Source organism: Halorarum salinum, assembly GCF_013402875.1.
Taxonomy (GTDB): domain Archaea; phylum Halobacteriota; class Halobacteria; order Halobacteriales; family Haloferacaceae; genus Halorarum; species Halorarum salinum.
The window spans coordinates 2797789-2814141 of sequence record NZ_CP058579.1; the positions used below are offsets into that span (position 1 = coordinate 2797789).

Below are 16353 nucleotides of genomic sequence, written 5' to 3' on the forward strand. Positions count from 1 at the left end.
CGCCCCGCTCGTTCGGCGCCCCTCGCGGTCACCCCGGCCGCTCACTCCTCCAGTTCGAAGGCGACCTCCACCTCCGCCTGGTACTCCCGTCCCTCGACGCTGGCGATCTCGACGCCGAACTCGGTCACCGTCGCCCAGTGGACGTTGTCCAGCGTCTCCTCCGCGCGGTCGAGCGCGTCGTCCACCGCGCCGTCGAAGCTCTCTGTACTCCGGCCGATGAGGTCGATCTTCTTGAACACCATCTCCTCGTGCACCCGGTTCCCCTTGGGCCGCTCGCGTCGTAAACGCTGGGTCGGAACCGAGCCCCCGTCGCCGAACTGTTGCCGCCCGTGGGTCGGTCGGTGCCGCGCCGGACGGGCCTCCCGGCTTCCCGGTCGGGACGCTACGGTTCGTCGACCTCGCTTCCGCTGCTCCCCCCGTCACCGTCCAGGACGAGCCTGTCGACGCCGACCATCGCGAGGACGATTCCGGCCGTCGCCAGGAGGTGGACGAGCACCACCCCGAACACGAACCCGACCACGACCGCGGCCGAGCGGTCGGGCCCGAGGACGAGGCTGCCGCCGTCCCACCCGAGGTACGCCCACACCGCCGTCGGGAGGAGCGAGAGGTACGGCGACTGCGGGAGGAGCCTGCGGAGTTCCGGGCCCCTCGTGAACCCCTCGTACTGCTCCTCCCTGGAGACGAACGCCCAGTAGACGAAGATGAGCGTGTACATGATGCCGGACGCGAGCACGTCGGCGACCTCGCCGGGGTATCTGGTCTCGATGATCCGGAATATCGACACCGTCAGGAAGAATAGCGCGTACATCAACAGCGCGTGGGGAAACACCCACAGCTTTGACTGGGCGTCCGGGTGGTGCAAGACCCGCTCGGTCGCCCTGTACGCCCGGACGACCCCCGCGACCGACGAGACGAGAAACAGCACGAGCGCGGCGCCGATCCCGAGCCTGACGGCCCCCGTGTCGGCGTCCGCCAGGTCCGAGAGGTACACCGACAGCGCGGCGAAGACGCTGATCATCGTGAACAGCCGGTAGTTCTCGTTCATGAACGCGGTGACGGTCACCGGCGGCCCCCGGTCGGCCCGGCCGTCACCCTCGTCCTCCCCAGTCACGTCCCCCGCTCGTCGCTTGAGACCTGTAGCCCTTCTCCCGGCACCGGCCGGGGCGTCCCGGTCAGGACCGGGACCGGCGCTCGTCGAGCCGTTCGGTGAGCGCCCCGGTGATGTCCGTGAGGTGGGCGGTTCCCCAGACGGCGACGATGATGCCCCCGATGGTGTCGAACACCAGATCCAGCAGCGTGTCCTCCAGCCCGTACTGGGTGAGCACGGACGTCGTGCCGAGCGCGAGCGCGATCTCGGCCAGGGCGAACTCGAGCACCTCCCAGAACACCCCGAACGCCAGCACGAACAGGAGGATGAACACGAACATGAACCGCGGGGGGAGCGAGACGGCGTCCGAGTGCTCCTCTATCGCCCGCGTGACGGTGTACCCGGTCGCGGCCACGACCGACGACGAGAGCGCGTGAGTGAGGTGGTCCCACCACGGGACGTTCCGGTAGAAGTTCTCCGAGGCGCCCGGCAGGCCGACGGTGCCGAGCGCGTGGAGGAATATGGCGCTCGTGATCCACAGGGTCAGCCCCGCGTCCATCGGGAGGTCGTACTCCCGTTCGAGCAGCGCCGGTAGGTACGAGACGGCGAGCGCGACGCTCGCGTTCACGATGATGCCCGTGCTCCCGCGCTCCAGTCCGATGAACAGCAACCCGACGAGCACGATCTGCATCAGCCGGGTGAGCCGTCGCTGGCGGGCCGGCGAGATGCGGAGGCGGTCGCGCAGCCTCACAGTTCGGACACCTCCACGTCGATCCGGGTGTCCGCGTTCGACTGCCGCCGGAAGTAGAACTCGAACAGGAACCCGGCGACGACGCCCGCCACCGTCGCGGCGACGAAGTCGAGCATGAGCGCCCGCTCGACGACCTCCTCCGGCCGCCCGTCCAGCAGGAACCCCGTTCCGATCAACGCGTCCGAGGCGTATCTGAGCACGGCCCAGACGCCCGACGCGGCCATCGTCGCGATGGTGACGAAGAAGACCGCGAACCCGTGACTCATCCTGACCGGCGTGAACACGTCGAGCTCGACCGCGACGATGAGCGCGACCGCCGCCACCGCGAGATACGTCGTCACCCGCCCGGAGAACGTGATCCCCGCGACCGTCTCCCCGGTAAGCAGTACCCTCCCGACGGCGGGGAGGCCCGCGAGAAGCAGCAGTTCCCACGGCAACATGGCGGTGGCGTCGCGGAACGCGACCGCCGGTACGACCGCGATCGCCACGACGAGCAGCACGAACACCCCCCAGACGGCCTCCCCGCCCGTGAGGAGTTCCCCCAGCGCGCCGACGGTCATGACCGACAGCAGGAGCCAGCCACCCCAGGCGTTGAGTCGCTGGTCCTCGAGGACATCGCGTAGCCTACGTGCCTCCATGCGGGGTCCTTGAGACGGATGTGACAAAAACCGTTCCGTCACCCCCTCGGCGGTCGGTCACCCGAAGAGCGAGACGTACGCCACCGCGTAGGCAGCCGCGGCGACGGTCACCGCCGACAGCCCGGTGTAGGCCGCCCGCTCCGGCGCCGGCCGTGCGAACTCCCGTCTCCGGATCCGGACCCGCGGCGCGACCCCGACGAGCCCGACCGCGAGGACGCTGAACACGAACGGGTACGACAGGTCGAGCGTGGGCGCAGGGATGAGGAACGCGCTGGCGGCGTACCCCGCGCCGGCGGCCGCTCGGGCGTCCACGCGCGGCAGCGACCGCCCCTCGCGCAGTCGGGTCCAGACGAGCAGCGCGGCCCAGACGGTCGCGAGTTCGAGGCCAAACGCCCCCAGCAGGTGGAGCGTCGGGTCGGGGTGGAGCGTGACGGTCTCGATCGACGGCGACGCGAACGGGTAGAACAGCGCCGGGGGCTCGCCCGTGAACACGTCGCCGAACGGGTGGCTCGCGAGGCCGACGAGCGCCAGCGCGAACGTCCCCCGGGGGCCGAGGTCCGCGCGGCGGAGAACGACCTCGGCCACCGCGAGACAGGCGAGCGCGAAGGCGATCGCCACCAGGCCGGCGAGCACGCCGGAGAGGACGGCGGTCGTCGCGACCAGCGCCCCCGTAACCGCGACGCCGAGCGCGCGCGCCGGCGTCCGCCCGTCGACCCACGCAGCCGCGGCGAGCGCGGCGACCGGCGCGACGACGAGCGAGTGGGTCATCCCGCGGTGGACGACGTTCCCCGTCTCCCAGAACGCGGACGCGAGCTCGAGCGGACCGCCGCCGAGCGCGCCGGCGAGGCCGACGACGGCGTAGCCGATGTCGACGTCGGGAACGGCGGCGAACGCGGCCGCCACGGCGCCGAACACGAGGGCCCGACGCGGCGACTCGAACCGTGTGGCCGCGCCGGCCACCAGCGCGAACGCGAGGAGGGCGTGCCCGACGAACATGGCCCGATTTCGGGGCGGGGGGAGATAAGCCTCGTGCCCCCACCCGGGGGTCGGGCTACGGGATACGGGACGGACGCAGCGGAGGCTCCGGACGCTCGGGCGGGCAGTTCCGCCCTTCCAGTCGCTCAGCGGGCGGTCGGGTGACCTACGCGTCGTCGGCCAGTTTCGTCCACTCCTGCTCGATCCGGGAGTTCCCGCGGACCACCGTATCCCCCTCGACCCGAAGCCGCGTCTTGCGGAGTTCGATGGACCGCACCTCGCCGACCGTCCCGTCGACGTCGACCCGGTCGCCCGGGTTGAAGTCGGGGTCGCGGAGGAGGTAGACGCCCGCGACCGCGTCCGCGATCATGTTCGACAGGGCGTACGAGACGCCGAGCGCGAGAAAACCCGCCGCCGTACCGAGCGACCGGGCGATGCCCTCGAGGCCGACGACCGAGAGGAACGAGAGCCCCACGGCGAACCAGAGGAACAGGCCGACCAACGTCGCGAGGAACTGGCGGTACACCGGCGACTCGCCAGGCAGCGCCCTGCGGAGGACGGCCCGGACGAGGGACAGCAGGAGTTTCACAGCGACGACGGCCAGCACGAGGAACACGACCCCCGCGATCAGTCGGGGGAGCGCGGCCTCTACGTCGGCGAGGAACGCCCGCAGCGCTTCGTCCACGACCCCGGCGACCGACAGCAGGAACATGGCCTGCCCTGCTCGCGGCTACCGCATAAATGCAGTCCCGGGCGTCTGCCCGATCCCGACGGAGCGACTACTCGTGGGCCGCGTCCCACTCCTCCGGCTTCCGGATGTTGCCACAGACGTTGCACTCGATGCGGCCCATCGAGTCCATCGCGTTGTCCACCGTCTCGCAGTTGCCGCAGAAGTACCCCCAGCGGGTCTCGCCCGCCGGGTCGGCGTAGACGTGGAAGAAGGGCGCCTCGGCGCCGCGCTCGCCCGCGGACCGGTCCACGTAGCGGTCGCCGTCCGGCGTCTCGATGACGGTCAGGTCCATGGTCCGGGATGCCGGTCGCCGCGGAAAACCGTTCCGGGGCGGTTCGAACGCGGGCCGGCGCGGACGGGTCGGTTCGAACCGGTTCGATCCTCCGGGTCGGACGGACCCCGCCGCGTTCGGCGCCGGCTCAGACGCCCGCGACGCGTCCGCGGACGCCGCCGAGCAGGCGCCGGAGTTGGACGTGTTTCACGAGCGCGAAGCCGCCGAGGATGCAGCCGAAGCCGGCGAGCGTCCGCGGGCCGACGACCTGCCCGAGCAGGACCCACGACAGCGCCGCGGCGACCAGCGGTTCGACGTAGCCGACGAGGTTCAGTTCCGTCGGGCCGACGGCCGCCAGCAGGTGGAAGTAGAGGAGGAACGCCACCGCGCCGGCGAGCACCGTGAGGTACGCGAAGGCGACGATGGCCTCGGGCGTCCAGGAGACGGACCCGATGGACTCGCCCCTGGCGAGCGCCCAGACGTGGAGCAGCGCGGAGCCGCCGAGCATGGCCCACCCCTCGGTCGTCCGCAGGGGGAGCGAGTCGCCCTCCGGCGCGAGCACGGTCCCGAGCGCGTACGCGACCGACCCCCCGAGCACGAGCAGGACGCCGCCGGTGTGGTTGCCGGCGAGGCCGGCGGGGCCGACGCCCGCGACGACGGCGACCCCGAGAAAGCCAAGCAGGACGCCGACGACCCGCGGCGCGTCGAACCCCTCGCCGCGGTGGAGCGCGGCCGCGAAGCCCGCGGTGAACACGGGCGTGAGCCCGATGAGCACCGCCGCGACCGCGCCGGAGACGTGCTGGATGCCGAGGAACAGCAGGCCGTGGTACGCGCCGATGACGAAGACGCCCGTGACGGCGACGGGGAGCCACTCCCGGCCCCGGGGGCGCCACCGGTCGACGGTCGCCGCGGCGTACGCCACGACGAGCAGTCCGGCGACGTCGTAGCGCAACGCGGCGAACGACAGCGGCGGGAAGTAGTCGAGTCCGACTTCGATCCAGACGAACGAGCCGCCCCACAGCGCCGCGAGGAGAGCGAACAGCGCCGCCGGGTGGACGGCGCGGAGGTCGTAGTTCATGTGAGAATCGAACGTGGCGTAGATTGTTAAACCTGACTACAATGATCGGCGGTGAAACTGAGTGGCACGCCCCCTACGTCCCATTCTTCACGATTTTACGGCTGCAATTCGTCGAATCGTTGGAGTTCGCTCCAACTCGGCGAGCCGGAGACTATTTGCCGCCCGGGCCGAGTGAGTCCGTAGCGAATGGACGAGCGCGACGTCACCCTCCTGAAGGCCATCGCGGACCTCGAGACCGGGAGCCCCGAGCGACTCCACGAGGAAACCGGCATCCCCGTCTCCACCATCCACTACCGTCTGAACAACCTGAAGGAGGACGGCATCATCGAGAACGACCTCTACGACTTCGACCTCGAGGCGGTGGGGCTCGGGGTGACGGTCGTGCTGGAGGTGCTGACCGACTACTCCGGGACCCACCACGACATCGGGGAGAAACTGGCGGACATCGAGGGGGTGACGCAGGTGTACTTCACGATGGGCGAGACGGACTTCATGGTCGTCGCCCACCTGTCGGGCCGGGAGATGGTCGAGCGACTCATCACCGACTTCGAGCGCCTGGAGGAGGTCGAACGGACGAACTCCACGTTCGTCGTCTCGACGGTCGCGGACGCGAACTCGGCGCTCCAGAGCTACGACCTGGAGACGCTCGTCGAGGAACTCGTCGACGAGTGACCGGCGACGCTCCCCGGTCTCCCGAGCGCGGTCGACGACACGCGACTACCCATCGAGAACGTCGACGCCGCTGATCTCGACGCGGACGCCGCCGTCGACCCCTTCCGTGACGGCGACCTCCCACCCGTGCGAGTCGGCGATCCGCTCCACGATCGGGAGCCCGAACCCGGTCCCGCCCTCGGCCGTCGAGTACCCCATGTCGAACACGTCGCCGCGCCGGTCGGGGGGGATGCCGGGTCCGTCGTCCTCGACGTAGAACCCGTCGTCCAGCCCCCCGACCCCGATCGTGACGGTCGGACCGGCGTGTTCGACGGCGTTGCGGACGAGGTTCTCCAGCAACTGCTGGAGCCGACCGGCGTCCGCGTGCACGACCAGGTCCGCGTCCGCGACGAGCGTCGCGTCCGCCGTGTCGACCGTCCGCCGACACGTCTCGACGGCGTCGCCGAGGTCGACGGGCCCCGTCTCGATGGCCGTCCGACCCTCCCGCGCGAGCGTGAGCAGATCGTCGATCAACGTCCCCATCCGGTCGTGGGCGCGGGCGACGTCGTCGAGGTGCTCGCTGTCGCAGTCCTCCCGAGCGAGCGACAGCCGTCCCCGTGCCACGTTCAGCGGGTTCCGTAGATCGTGGGAGACGACGCTCGCGAACTCGTCCAGCCGCTCGTTCTGTCGACGGAGCGTCCGTTCCTTCTCCAACTGGTCGAGCGCCTGCGCCGCGTGCGAGACGAGGAGCTCGGCGAGCTCCCGGTCGTCCGCGTCGAACGCGTCCGTCCGTTCGCTGACGGTCTGGAAGACCCCGTGGTCGCCGATCGGGATGCTGAGCGCCGCCCGGTACGGGCCCTGCGGGTTCGCCTCCTCGGCCTCCCGGACGTCGGCGAGGAGGATCGACTCGCCGGTCCGGTACGTCCTGCCGACGATCCCCTCCTCCACCGACATCGGCGTGACCCCGTCGGGCGGCATGCCCGACGAGATCGCCGCGATCGGGAGCATGCCGTCCTCCTCGAGGTTGATGACGCACCGGTCGAACTCCAGGAGCGTCTCCGCGACCCCGATCGTCCGCCGACAGACGTCCTCGGGGGTGTCGAACGTCGTGATGTCCGTCGCGATGTCGTGGAGCTCCTTGAGCGTCGACTCGTACTCGTTCCGTCGGGCGTTCGAGAGGAGACGCAGGACCTGGTCGGCGATCTCGCCGACGAACCTGCGTTCGTCGTCCCGCCACTCCCGGCGGTCGCCCACGTGTTCGTGGCAGACGACGCCGACGACCTCGCCGCCCGAACGGAGGGTCGCGTCGAGCAGCGATCGGATGCCGAGCGGCTCCAGGTACGGGTCGGAGAGTTCCGCAGTGCGCGGGTCGCGCCGCGCGTCGGCGGCCTCGATCGACCGATGCGTCTCGAGCGCGTCGAAGTAGTCCGGATGCTCACTGGCGACGAGTTCGCGCCCCGACTCGTGGGCGTCCGTCGACCGCTCGTACAGGTCGACGTTACGGAGGACGGCGTTGTCGTCCTCGAACAGCCAGATGCCGACGCGGTCGACGTCGAGCGTTTCGGCGGCCGCCTCCGTTATCGTGCGCGCGCCCTCCACGAGGCTCCCGCTCGTGATCGACTCGTCGACCGAGACGTCGACGATCGCCCGCCGCTGCTTTCGCGCTCGCTCCCGGCTGCGGTACCCGTCCGTGACGTCCCGGAAGACGATGACGACGCCGACGAGGTCGCCGTCCCCGTCCTCAATGGGGGCCGCGCTGTCGGCGACGTACCGTTCTGACCCGTCCCTGTCGATCAGGATCGTGCCGTTCGCGAGGCCGACGGTCTCGCCCCGCTCGATCACCCTCCGAGCGGGGTCCTCCTCGGGTTCGCGGTCCTCCTGGCCGACGATCTCGAAGACGTTCGGGAGCGGCCGGCCGACCGCCTCGGCCGTCGTCCACCCCGTGAGTTCCTCCGCGACGGGGTTCATCCTGGTGACCCGCCCCTCGACGTCGGTGGTGATGACGGCGTCGCCGATGGACTCGAGGACGATCCGGAGGTTCTCGTCGCGTCTGTGCAGCTGCCGTCTGGTGCGGTCGTGTTCGACCTCCTGTTCGATCGCCCGTGCGAGGGCGCCGTGCTGGGACGACGGGTCGCCCCCTTTCCGGACGTAGCGGTCCGCGCCGAGGTTGAGGGCGTCGATCGCCACCTCCCGTCGACCCTTCCCCGTGAACATGACGAACGGGACGTCGTCGCCGTGACGCGAGCGGATCGATTCGAGGACCGCGAGCCCGTCGAGTTCGGGCATCTGATAGTCGCAGACGACCGCGTCGAAGTCGCGCTCCTCCAGCATTCGGAGCCCCTCCCTCGGCGACGGGGTGGTTTCGACGTCGAACGCGGGCCTGCGGGACTCCAGGACGGACCGAGTCAGCTCGAGGAGCTCCCGGTCGTCGTCGATGTAGAGGCAGCGTACCGTCCGTTCCGACCCGTTGCTCCTCGAGGTCGTCATTCCTCAGTGCACTTCGATGAATCGACAAAAACGTTCCCCTAAATTACGCGACGCTTTCGGGGCAAGCCACGGAGAACGCCGTCGAACGCGGCGCCGGGAGTTCGCGGTACGTCGGGACGAACGGGGGTTCGATCCTACCGTCCGTTCCCGCCGCGGGGGGCCGACGTCGGCCGCCGTCACGTCCGGAACGACTCGCCGCAGCCGCACTCGCTCTCGACGTTCGGGTTCTCGACGTGGAAGCCGGCGGCCTGCAGGCCGGACTCGTAGTCCAGTTTCGCGCCGCCGACGTAGTTCATCGACGCCGGGTCGACGAACACCCGGAGCCCGTGCTGTTCGGTCACCTGGTCGTCCTCCTCGGGTTCGGTGTCGAACCGCATCCCGTAGGAGAGCCCCGCACAGCCCCCCTGCTGGACGAACAGCCGGAGCCCGCTCACGTCGGTGTCCATCCCTTCGCCCTCGAGGAGCGAGAGCGCCTCTCGGGCGGCGTCGGCGGTCACCGTCACCGGTACCCCCGTCGCCTCGCCGCCGGACGCGTCCGTGCTCATGCATGGTGCTATCGCACGGAGGGGGTTAACTGTGACGCCGATCCACCCGTTCCGAGGGTCCACTCCTCGGCGGTCGGCCGGTTCAGTCCTCCAGGCGCTCGCGGACGCTCGCGGCGTGGGCCTCCAGCCCCTCCGCCTCCGCGAGCGTCGTCACCGTCCCCGAGAGCTCCGCGAGCGCGTCCGCGGAGAGCCGCTGGACGGTCGAGGAGCGGAGGAACGTGTCCACCGAGAGCCCGCCGAACGCCTTGGCCCCGCCGTTCGTCGGGAGGACGTGGTTCGTCCCGGAGGCGTAATCGCCGGCGGCGACCGGCGTGTGCGGCCCGAGGAACGCCGATCCGACGTTCGTGATCCGGTCGAGCAGCGCCTCGTCGTCGGCCGCCTGGACCGAGAGGTGCTCCGGCGCGTACTCCTCGGCGAACAGCACCGCCTCGGACATCGAGCGCGCGTACAGCACGCCCGAGGCGTCGTTCGCGAGCGCCGCCTCGATGGCGTCGGCCCGCTCGCGCTCGGGGAACCGCTCGCGGACCGCGGCGACGACGTCGGCCGCGAGTCCCTCGTCGTCCGTCACGGCGACGACGCTCGCCTCCGGGTCGTGTTCGGCCTGCGCGAGCAGTTCCGCGGCGACGAATCGGGGCTCCGCCGTGTCGTCGGCGAGGACGAGCACCTCGGAGGGGCCGGCGAGGAAGTCGATCTCCACGTCGCCCCGGACCTCGGCCTTCGCCGCGGTGACCCACTTGTTCCCGGGGCCGACCACCTTGCGGACCGACGTGACGGTCTCGGTCCCGTACGCGAGCGCGGCGACGGCCTGCGCGCCGCCGACCGAGTAGACCGCGTCGGCGCCTGCCTCGTGGATGGCCGCGAGCGTGACCGGGTTCACCTCCTCGGCGGGCGGGGTCGCGACGGCGACGTGCTCGACGCCGGCGACCGTCGCGGGGACGACGCCCATGATGGCCGAGGAGGGGTAGGCCGCCGCGCCGCCGGGAACGTAGACGCCGATCCGGTCGAGCGGGCGGAACCGCCGGCCGAGCGTCCGCCCCTCGGAGAACTCCCTCGTCCAGTCCTCGGGGAGCTGTGCCTCGTGGAACTCCCGGACGTTCGCGATGGCCTCCCGGACCGCGGCCATCGTCCCGTCGTCCACCTCGGCGGCGGCGCGTTCGGCCTCGTCGGTCACCTCGAGGTTGCCGACCTCGACGCCGTCGAACTCGCGGGAGAACTCCCGGAGCGCGACGTCGCCCTCCTCGCGGACCTGCCCGACGACGTCCGCCACGTCGTCGCGGACGCCCGCCACCCCCGCGTCGCGATCGAAGAACGCCCGGCGCTCGTCGGGGGAGAGCTCCGCGACGGCGCGGGCTTCGAGGTTCGATGTCATGTCGTCGGCTCCGGTCCGCCGCGGAAAAGACGTTCCGGTCCCGCGAGCGGCCGTCTCACGCGGTCGGACGCCGCGCCGGCCGGCCGGCGGAGAGCCCGCGGGAAGCCGACGTCCGGGAGCCGTACCGAAGAGCCCGTTCCTACGCGCCGGTTTCGCCGTCCGTGTGCTCGGCGGCCGCCCCCTCCCCGCCCGCCTCCCGCCAGTAGAACCGCGGGCCGAGACTCATGTAGCCGAGCGCGAGGAACAGCAGCGCGAACGCGAACACGTCGCCGGGGCGGCCCGGGAGGAGGATCGCGCCGGCCTGCACGGCGCCCATGACGAGCGCGTCCCGCCAGTGGAGGTCCGGATACCGGATGGGCGTCACCATCAGGACGGCGAGTACCGTCGCGAGTCCGAGCAGCAACGTGGGCGAGCCCATCCCGGCCAGCGTTCCCGCGGCCACGATGGTGGCCGCGAGGGTCGTCTGTACGCCGTGGGTCGTCTTCTCCCCCTCGTCCTCCACGTTGTACACGCCGAGTCGGACGACCGCCATCGAGACGAACAGCGCCGGCACGACCGCGGAGGCGACGAACAGCGCCGGCGAGCCCGCCCACGTCCACTCGCCGGTGGCGACGACCGCGACCAGGACCGCCGGGGCGACGCCGAAGGAGGCGACGTCCGCGAGCGAGTCGAGGTGGGGCCCCACCGGCGTCCCGCCGTACTTCCGGGCGAGCACGCCATCGAGTCCGTCCGCGACGGCGGCGAGGAGGACGAGTCGAGCCGCCGTGGCCGGGTCGAACGTCGCGGCCAGCGCCGCCAGGAGCCCGAGCGCGGCGTTCCCGGTCGTGACGAGGTCGGCCACCCCCAGTCGCGAGACGAACCGCGGCCGCCGGGACATGTTCCCCCGGTGGATGAGGCCGGATTTACGTCTTTACATCCCGCGTGCCCGTTCGGCAGGCCCCGCGAGCCGCCCCGCACGCCCCGAAATCGGGGGCCATATATCCCGTCGGCACCGATCCCCGGCCATGCGACGACGACGGTTCCTGGCGACCGCCGGCGCGGCCGCGACGCTCGCCGTCTCGGGCTGTCTCGGCGACGCGCTCGCCGAGGACGACTACGACGTCGGCATGACCGCGGAGGCGTTCCGCCCGCGGGAGTTCACGACGACCGTCGGCGAGGAGGTCGTCTGGGCGAACACCTCCTCGCGCGCCCACTCGGTGACCGCCTACGAGGACACCCTCCCGGAGGGCGCCGACTACTTCGCCACGGGCGGGTTCGACTCCGAGGCCGCCGCCCGCGACGCCTGGGACGGGAACGACGGCGCCATCACGAGCGGGGAGACGTTCTCGCACGCGTTCGAGGTCGCCGGCGAGTACTCCTACCTCTGCATCCCGCACGAACGGGCGGGGATGGTCGGGACCGTCGTCGTCGAGGAGTAGACGCCCACGCGTTTCTACCGGATTGGAGCGGTTTCCACGCGGAAACCGTTCGGCAGCGACGGAGTCGCCGCTCGCGTCGTCTGCCGCCGAAAAACGTCGAAATCGAGTCGCTATGCGGTGGACGGCGTCCGTGGAGCTACGCCTCGTCGCCCTCGACGGCGACGTCCTCCTCGTCCACGTCGACGGCGGCCTCCTCCTCGGCGGCGACCTCCTCGGGCCGGGCCTCGAGCGAGAGCTTCTGGACCTCGACGCGGCGAAGCGGGTAGATGGTCTTCGCCTCGCCGTAGATGGCCGAGGAGAGTCGGCCCTCGACGACGGAGTCGACGAGCCCCTCGAACGTCCGGTCCGCGGCGGCCTCCTCGACGATGTCGGTCATCACCGAGCGGATGGCCTGCTCCTGGGAGCGGTCGGCCTTCTTCGTCGTGAACGCCGCGGGCTGGAGCCGGACGCGGTAGTCGTCGGTCGTGCGGACCGTGAGGACCGCGTCGACCTTCGAGGCGCCGCGGCGGACGAGCGAGCGCAGGTAGTCCCGCGCCAGTTCGTGCTCGATGAACTCGGTGTACGCCGAGTCCGAGCCGACGTCCGTGATCTTGAACGTCAGCTTCGTGTTGTTCTTGCTCTGGTCGTCGGTCAGGTCGCCGAGGGTCGTCTCGACGGTCCGTCCGATGACCTGGTTCGGTTCCTCGGCGATGGTCTCGCCGAGCTCGGCCCTGTCGAACTGCTCGGGCGCGAGCACGGTGTACCACCGCTTGCCCTGTCGCTGTCGTGAGACTGATCGTTCACTCATGTGTGTCGTTGTGTTCGCTAGATTCGCTGTGGTCGCTGCCGTCGCCGCGTTCGGTCCCGTCGTCCACGTCGCGAGCGCTCGCGACGACCGCGTCCGCCGCGGCGACGTTCACGAGGTAGTCGTCCGCGGAGGCGTGGAGCCCGCCGGTCGTGTCCCGTTCGATCCGCGTGCGGACGACGTCGCCGTCCGCCTCGGTGCGGATCTGCGGGGTGTTGTCCGGCGCGAGCGCGGCGGCCACGGTCCGCGCGGCCGCCGCGTCGGCGTGGCGCGTCTCGAACGTCGCGGTCCGGGGTTCCTCGGTCCGACTCCGTTCGCTCATAGCGCCCCCCTGAACCCGCCCACGAACGACTCGACGTCGCCGTCGAACCTCGCGTCGCCGAGCCGGGCGTCGCCACTGGCCGTGCCGTCCCCGGCCGCTTCCCGGAGTGCGGCCGTGACGTCCGTCGTCCCGTCGACGCCGGCCGCCGCGGCAGCGCCGTCGGCGACCACGAGCGCGACCGGCTCGGGCGACGCGAAGTCGCGCGCCAGCCGCGCCGCGGTCGCGAGGACGGCGTGGCCGTCCGACTCGCCGTCGATCCGGACGACGAAGGCGCCGTCGTAGCGGCTCGTCGACGGGTCGTCGAGCAGGCCGTGTGCGGCGGTCGCGTGCGAGCGCCAGGCGTCGAGCGCGGCCTCGCGGGCGACGTCGTTGCCGAGCGCGAGCGCGACGCCCAGCCCTGGCGCCTCCCGTGCGGTCGCCGAGAGCACGTCCGCGTACCCGCCGAGGGTCTCGAACGGGCCCTCCGGCGTCGCGTACGGGTGGAGCGCGCGGCCGACCGCCTCGGCCGCCCGCGGCGGCGCGTCGGCGGTCGCGTCGAGCGCGACCGCGGAGGCGAGCCGGCGTCGGTCGTCGTCGTCCGGTTCCGCCGGGTAGTCGAGGTCGGCCAGCAGCGCGCGCGCCGCCTCGGGGTCGCCGGAGAACGGCGCCCGGAACAGCGCCGAGCCCGCGAGCCCGTCGGCCGGGTCGGCGGTCGGCACGGCGACGCCGGGCCGACGCTCGACCGCGTCGCGACGCTCGGCCGACTCGAGGAGCGAGCCGCTCCCGTCCGCGCCCGGCGCCGACTCGGCGGCGACGACCCCCGCGAGCCCCACGACGGGGTCGGGGTCGGCGCCGAGTTCCGCCACGACCTCGGCCGCGACGACCGACACGGGCCGGTCGCCGGCCGGGACGAACGTCGCGTCGGGCGCAGTCCAGCCGAGGGCGACGGGCGTCCCGTCGCCGTCGGGGGCCGTCCCCGCGCGGGTCGTTCGGACGTGGAACGGCGTGCTGGCCGAGCGGAGCGCGCGTGCGAGCAGGCCGGCGGCCGCGAGCGCGTCGCCCGTCGGGCGGGCGCAGAGGCGGACGAACTCGGCCTCGCGCAGCGTCGCCGCTACCGCGTCGGGGGCTGGCGGGTCGGCCGCGCGGGACGTGGACATCGTGGTCTACTCGAGGAGCCGTTTCGCGGCGCCGTAGCTGTACTTGAAGTCCTCGTCGAGTTCGTCGCCCCGGTAGTAGTTCACCAGGCGACGGATCTTCGACTCCGTGTTCTGGAGCGCGCGCTTGTTCTGTGCGTCCTGCGCGTTCTCGTCCACGTGCTCGCGCAGGCGGACGGCGCGCTCGAGGAGGTTCCGCAGGTCCTCGGGGAGCTCCGGCGCGGCGTCGTTCTCCTCGAGGATCTCGGTGACCTTCTTGCCGGTCGCGAGCTTCACGTCGGGGACGGGCGTGCCCTTCACGCCCTCGTCGCGGAGCGCCAGGCCGATCCGGCTGGGGTCGTGCCCCTGCTCCGCGAGTTCGACGACGCGTTCCTCGACGTCCTCGGCGTCTACGTCGCTCCACTCCGGGGGTTCGTCTGCCACCGGGTGGTCCGAACCGGACGAACCGCGGCGGCGTGTGTGCATTCGTGCCATATTACTGGTTGGAACGCACGCACCGCAGAAGCGAGCCGCCGCCGGCACCTAGCGCGTCCGCACCGTCGCCGTGACGGCGCGGATACGGCTGGCCGACGGGGGCACCTCCGCAATCTCGAAGCCCACGGCGGGCGAGTCAGATTTGCGGCCGTGCTGTTCCCATCCGCACGTGCTCCCGCGACGGGTTAAACCGTTTCGGGTCGGTCGCGGCACGCGCCGGACGTCGGGTGCTGGTACCGCCAGTACGGTTTTCCTCCGCGGCGTCCTATGGTTTCGTACATGGTCACGACGCGACCGCTGGTGACGCTACGTGGACTCCGCGCCGAAGTCGCGTGGCTGCTCGTCGTCGTGCTCGTCGCTTGCGCGGTTCGGTTCCTGACGCTCGGGGAACTGGACTGGGCCGTGTTCGTCGCGCTCGTCGTGGCCGTCGCGGTCGTTCCGCCGGCCATCGAACGCGACCCGGCCGTGACGATGCCCTGGCCCCTGCTCGCGCTGGTCTCGGTTCCAGTTCTCCTGCGTGCGGCCGGCGTGGTGAGCGCGGCCACGCCGTTCCTCGTGATGGCGGGGCTGGCGCTGCTCGCCGCCATCGCGCTCGACTCGTACACGTCGCTCGCGCTGACCCCCCGCTTCTCCGTCGTCTTCGTGATCGTCACTACGATGGCGTTCGCGGCCGTCTGGACCGTCGGTACCTGGGCGTCCGACGTCCTCCTCGGGACCGAGTTCGTGGGCGGACAGACGGAGCTCATGTGGGACATCGTGGCCGCGACCGGGGCGGGCGTCGTCGCCGGGTTCGTGTTCGAGGCGTACTTCCGGCTCTCGGATCGCCCCGACCGTCCCGACGCACCGACTGGCGACACCCGAGTCGAGGGGGTCGCCGAGGAATCGGACGACGACGGGTCCGCGGACGATGCCGGATCCGCGGACGACCGCGCCGAACGCTCCGACCACGACGGCCGCCACGAGCGGCCCAATCGACGGGACACGGCCGAGTCGAAGGTGGATCTCCCCGGCGACCGTCGCCAGCAACGGTGGGCGGTTCACGCGATGCGCTCGATCCTGGCGCTCATCGCGGTCGTGGGCGCCGTCCAGTTCAACGTCGGAATGTTCCTCAACGGCGCCGTCACGCTGGCGGTCACGTTCGCCCCCGCCCTCCTCAGGCGGGAGTACGGCTACCCGATGGGCGTCGGCCTGACGCTGTGGGTGACCGCGGCCGTCGGCCTCCACGCCGTCGGCGTGATCGGACCGTATCGACAGTTCGGCTGGTACGACTCGGTCGCGCACGCGCTGTCGGCGACGCTCATCGCTGGCATCGGCTACGCGCTGGCGCGCGCCGTCGAACTCCACACCGACGCGGTCGACTTCCAGCCCACGTTCCGGAGCGTGTTCGTCGTCCTGTTCGTCCTCGCCGCGGGCGTCGCCTGGGAGCTCCTCGAGTTCGCGAGCGGCGGCGTCGCGGCAGTCTTCGGGGGACGAGCGGCGCTGGCTCAGTACGGTACCGGCGACATCGTCAACGACCTCGCGTTCAACGCAGCGGGCGGCGTGCTGATCGCGGTGCTCACCGTCGGCCGTTTCGAGGCCGTCGCTCGGTCGCTCGCGAGTCGGGTCGGCGTTTTCGCGCGGAATCAGTAGCGTCGGGTTCC

19 protein-coding genes are annotated in these 16353 nt (G+C 71.5%); 3 read left to right on the forward strand and 16 right to left on the reverse strand.

What is annotated here, in order from left to right; translation table 11 throughout:
- Window positions 1-41 precede the first annotated feature (41 nt).
- The 8 genes from HUG12_RS13915 to HUG12_RS13950 all read right to left on the reverse strand — a co-directional run bounded on the left by HUG12_RS13915 (window position 42) and on the right by HUG12_RS13950 (window position 5530).
- Entirely contained in the window at window positions 42-242 is a 201-nt protein-coding gene (locus HUG12_RS13915; protein WP_179270652.1) for a dodecin, read from the reverse strand.
- Between the two features lie 140 nt (window positions 243-382).
- Window positions 383-1111, reverse strand: coding sequence for a hypothetical protein (locus HUG12_RS13920; protein ID WP_179269348.1), 729 nt, complete (start codon window positions 1109-1111; stop codon window positions 383-385).
- 61 nt (window positions 1112-1172) lie between these two features.
- Entirely contained in the window at window positions 1173-1838 is a 666-nt protein-coding gene (locus tag HUG12_RS13925) for a hypothetical protein (RefSeq protein WP_179269349.1), read from the reverse strand.
- On the reverse strand, window positions 1835-2476 hold the full coding sequence (locus HUG12_RS13930) for a hypothetical protein (protein WP_179269350.1): 642 nt from the start codon (window positions 2474-2476) through the stop codon (window positions 1835-1837). The genes HUG12_RS13925 and HUG12_RS13930 overlap by 4 nt, the downstream gene beginning before the upstream one ends.
- A gap of 57 nt (window positions 2477-2533) precedes the next feature.
- The gene (locus HUG12_RS13935; protein ID WP_179269351.1) at window positions 2534-3472 is read right to left on the reverse strand and encodes a metal-dependent hydrolase; all 939 of its coding nucleotides are present in this window, start codon (window positions 3470-3472) and stop codon (window positions 2534-2536) included.
- 145 nt (window positions 3473-3617) lie between these two features.
- Window positions 3618-4163: a mechanosensitive ion channel domain-containing protein gene (locus tag HUG12_RS13940; protein WP_179269352.1), complete on the reverse strand. Its 546-nt coding sequence runs from the start codon at window positions 4161-4163 to the stop codon at window positions 3618-3620.
- Between the two features lie 67 nt (window positions 4164-4230).
- Window positions 4231-4473: a DUF5816 domain-containing protein gene (locus HUG12_RS13945; RefSeq protein ID WP_179269353.1), complete on the reverse strand. Its 243-nt coding sequence runs from the start codon at window positions 4471-4473 to the stop codon at window positions 4231-4233.
- 127 nt (window positions 4474-4600) lie between these two features.
- Entirely contained in the window at window positions 4601-5530 is a 930-nt protein-coding gene (locus HUG12_RS13950; protein WP_179269354.1) for a DMT family transporter, read from the reverse strand.
- Between the two features lie 186 nt (window positions 5531-5716).
- On the opposite strand from HUG12_RS13950, the gene HUG12_RS13955 reads away from it, so the two are divergent.
- Window positions 5717-6202, forward strand: a complete 486-nt coding sequence (locus HUG12_RS13955) for an Lrp/AsnC family transcriptional regulator (protein WP_179269355.1) — start codon at window positions 5717-5719, stop codon at window positions 6200-6202.
- Between the two features lie 45 nt (window positions 6203-6247).
- On the opposite strand, the gene HUG12_RS13960 is transcribed toward HUG12_RS13955, so the two are convergent.
- The 4 genes from HUG12_RS13960 to HUG12_RS13975 all read right to left on the reverse strand — a co-directional run bounded on the left by HUG12_RS13960 (window position 6248) and on the right by HUG12_RS13975 (window position 11459).
- The gene (locus HUG12_RS13960) at window positions 6248-8668 is read right to left on the reverse strand and encodes a GAF domain-containing protein (RefSeq protein ID WP_179269356.1); all 2421 of its coding nucleotides are present in this window, start codon (window positions 8666-8668) and stop codon (window positions 6248-6250) included.
- A 176-nt stretch (window positions 8669-8844) separates the two neighbouring features.
- Complete coding sequence (locus HUG12_RS13965) at window positions 8845-9213, reverse strand: HesB/IscA family protein (protein WP_179269357.1); 369 nt, start codon at window positions 9211-9213, stop codon at window positions 8845-8847.
- Window positions 9214-9295: 82 nt separating this feature from the next.
- Window positions 9296-10582 carry a histidinol dehydrogenase gene (gene hisD, locus HUG12_RS13970; RefSeq protein ID WP_179269358.1) on the reverse strand — a complete coding sequence of 429 codons (1287 nt, stop codon included), beginning with the start codon at window positions 10580-10582 and terminating at the stop codon, window positions 9296-9298.
- 139 nt (window positions 10583-10721) lie between these two features.
- A complete protein-coding gene (locus HUG12_RS13975; RefSeq protein ID WP_179269359.1) occupies window positions 10722-11459 on the reverse strand; it encodes a protein sorting system archaetidylserine synthase in 738 nt (245 codons plus the stop codon).
- Window positions 11460-11586: 127 nt separating this feature from the next.
- On the opposite strand from HUG12_RS13975, the gene HUG12_RS13980 reads away from it, so the two are divergent.
- A complete protein-coding gene (locus HUG12_RS13980) occupies window positions 11587-12000 on the forward strand; it encodes a plastocyanin/azurin family copper-binding protein (RefSeq protein ID WP_179269360.1) in 414 nt (137 codons plus the stop codon).
- A 136-nt stretch (window positions 12001-12136) separates the two neighbouring features.
- Here HUG12_RS13980 and HUG12_RS13985 read toward each other — a convergent pair whose 3' ends face one another.
- The 4 genes from HUG12_RS13985 to HUG12_RS14000 are packed head-to-tail and all read right to left on the reverse strand — an operon-like array spanning window position 12137 to window position 14713.
- Window positions 12137-12787 (reverse strand): 30S ribosomal protein S3ae, encoded by a 651-nt coding sequence (locus tag HUG12_RS13985; protein WP_179269361.1) that lies wholly within the window; start codon window positions 12785-12787, stop codon window positions 12137-12139.
- Window positions 12780-13106 carry a KEOPS complex subunit Pcc1 gene (locus HUG12_RS13990; RefSeq protein ID WP_179269362.1) on the reverse strand — a complete coding sequence of 109 codons (327 nt, stop codon included), beginning with the start codon at window positions 13104-13106 and terminating at the stop codon, window positions 12780-12782. The genes HUG12_RS13985 and HUG12_RS13990 overlap by 8 nt, the downstream gene beginning before the upstream one ends.
- Complete coding sequence (locus tag HUG12_RS13995; RefSeq protein WP_179269363.1) at window positions 13103-14242, reverse strand: exonuclease RecJ; 1140 nt, start codon at window positions 14240-14242, stop codon at window positions 13103-13105. The genes HUG12_RS13990 and HUG12_RS13995 overlap by 4 nt, the downstream gene beginning before the upstream one ends.
- Window positions 14243-14248: 6 nt before the next feature.
- The gene (locus HUG12_RS14000; RefSeq protein WP_179269364.1) at window positions 14249-14713 is read right to left on the reverse strand and encodes a 30S ribosomal protein S15; all 465 of its coding nucleotides are present in this window, start codon (window positions 14711-14713) and stop codon (window positions 14249-14251) included.
- A gap of 279 nt (window positions 14714-14992) precedes the next feature.
- Between HUG12_RS14000 and HUG12_RS14005 the strand changes: the two genes are divergently transcribed.
- A complete protein-coding gene (locus tag HUG12_RS14005; protein WP_179269365.1) occupies window positions 14993-16342 on the forward strand; it encodes a hypothetical protein in 1350 nt (449 codons plus the stop codon).
- Window positions 16343-16353: the final 11 nt, after the last annotated feature.

Excerpts from the sequence above, each read along its gene's own strand:
- HUG12_RS13995 (WP_179269363.1), bottom strand. The coding sequence starts at position 14,242 with ATGTCCACGTCCCGCGCGGCCGACCCGCCAGCCCCCGACGCGGTAGCG.
- HUG12_RS13950 (WP_179269354.1), bottom strand. The coding sequence starts at position 5,530 with ATGAACTACGACCTCCGCGCCGTCCACCCGGCGGCGCTGTTCGCTCTC.
- HUG12_RS13940 (WP_179269352.1), bottom strand. The coding sequence starts at position 4,163 with ATGTTCCTGCTGTCGGTCGCCGGGGTCGTGGACGAAGCGCTGCGGGCG.
- HUG12_RS13990 (WP_179269362.1), bottom strand. The coding sequence starts at position 13,106 with ATGAGCGAACGGAGTCGGACCGAGGAACCCCGGACCGCGACGTTCGAG.
- HUG12_RS13915 (WP_179270652.1), bottom strand. The coding sequence starts at position 242 with ATGGTGTTCAAGAAGATCGACCTCATCGGCCGGAGTACAGAGAGCTTC.
- HUG12_RS13945 (WP_179269353.1), bottom strand. The coding sequence starts at position 4,473 with ATGGACCTGACCGTCATCGAGACGCCGGACGGCGACCGCTACGTGGAC.
- HUG12_RS13965 (WP_179269357.1), bottom strand. The coding sequence starts at position 9,213 with ATGAGCACGGACGCGTCCGGCGGCGAGGCGACGGGGGTACCGGTGACG.
- HUG12_RS14000 (WP_179269364.1), bottom strand. The coding sequence starts at position 14,713 with ATGGCACGAATGCACACACGCCGCCGCGGTTCGTCCGGTTCGGACCAC.
- HUG12_RS13935 (WP_179269351.1), bottom strand. The coding sequence starts at position 3,472 with ATGTTCGTCGGGCACGCCCTCCTCGCGTTCGCGCTGGTGGCCGGCGCG.
- hisD (WP_179269358.1), bottom strand. The coding sequence starts at position 10,582 with ATGACATCGAACCTCGAAGCCCGCGCCGTCGCGGAGCTCTCCCCCGAC.
- HUG12_RS14005 (WP_179269365.1), top strand. The coding sequence starts at position 14,993 with ATGGTCACGACGCGACCGCTGGTGACGCTACGTGGACTCCGCGCCGAA.
- HUG12_RS13975 (WP_179269359.1), bottom strand. The coding sequence starts at position 11,459 with ATGTCCCGGCGGCCGCGGTTCGTCTCGCGACTGGGGGTGGCCGACCTC.
- HUG12_RS13980 (WP_179269360.1), top strand. The coding sequence starts at position 11,587 with ATGCGACGACGACGGTTCCTGGCGACCGCCGGCGCGGCCGCGACGCTC.
- HUG12_RS13955 (WP_179269355.1), top strand. The coding sequence starts at position 5,717 with ATGGACGAGCGCGACGTCACCCTCCTGAAGGCCATCGCGGACCTCGAG.
- HUG12_RS13985 (WP_179269361.1), bottom strand. The coding sequence starts at position 12,787 with ATGAGTGAACGATCAGTCTCACGACAGCGACAGGGCAAGCGGTGGTAC.
- HUG12_RS13960 (WP_179269356.1), bottom strand. The coding sequence starts at position 8,668 with ATGACGACCTCGAGGAGCAACGGGTCGGAACGGACGGTACGCTGCCTC.
- HUG12_RS13930 (WP_179269350.1), bottom strand. The coding sequence starts at position 2,476 with ATGGAGGCACGTAGGCTACGCGATGTCCTCGAGGACCAGCGACTCAAC.